The 763-nt window shown below is 57.1% G+C and carries 1 protein-coding gene; it reads left to right on the forward strand.

From position 1 onward, the window contains the following. On the forward strand, positions 1-659 hold a 659-nt coding region (locus ACSQ22_RS26320), incomplete at its 5' end, for a heavy metal response regulator transcription factor (RefSeq protein WP_436131968.1). Between the last annotated feature and the right edge of the window lie 104 nt (positions 660-763).

Genomic DNA, 763 nt, shown 5'->3' on the forward strand with positions numbered 1-763 from the left:
TCAAAACCGGGGAATACCTGCGCCAAGGCTTGCGTGAAGCGGGATTCAACGCTGATCTGGTTCACAACGGTGTCGATGGCCTGCGTCTGGTTCAAGAGGAGGATTACGATCTCGTGATCCTGGATGTGATGCTTCCTCGGATGGACGGCTGGCAGGTCCTCACCAATATGCGTCGTCGAGGCCTTGAGATGCCCGTGTTATTTCTCACGGCAAAGGACCAGGTTCAGGATCGCGTCAAAGGCCTAGAGTTGGGCGCAGACGACTATCTGGTCAAGCCGTTTTCTTTTGCCGAATTGCTGGCAAGGGCACGGACCATACTGAGGCGCGGCCGCAGTGGCGCCGAGGTGACTATTCTGCAGGTGGCAGATCTTGAACTGGACCTTCTGCGGCGTCGAGTCAGCAGGTCCGGCAAACGCATCGACCTCACACCCAAGGAATTCGGGCTGCTGGAGCTGCTGATGCGTCGCCAAGGGGAGGTTTTGCCTCGCTCTCTGATCGCGTCGCAGGTGTGGGACATGAATTTCGACAGCGATTCCAACGTGGTCGAGGTGGCAATGCGCAGGCTTCGGGCCAAAATTGACGATGCCTATGACGCCAAGCTGATTCAGACGGTGCGAGGCATGGGTTATGTGCTTGAGGCACCCCAGGAGAATGTGTGATAGCTCGGTACTCGCTCACGACACGACTGACAGTCTTTTTTACGCTGGCTTCCGGGCTCGTGCTTGTTGGCCTGGGGACACTTGTTGCCATTTCCATTGACCGG

It is taken from the genome of Acidovorax sp. LjRoot38, from assembly GCF_964252975.1.
Classification (GTDB): Bacteria; Pseudomonadota; Gammaproteobacteria; order Burkholderiales; family Burkholderiaceae_C; genus Acidovorax; species Acidovorax facilis.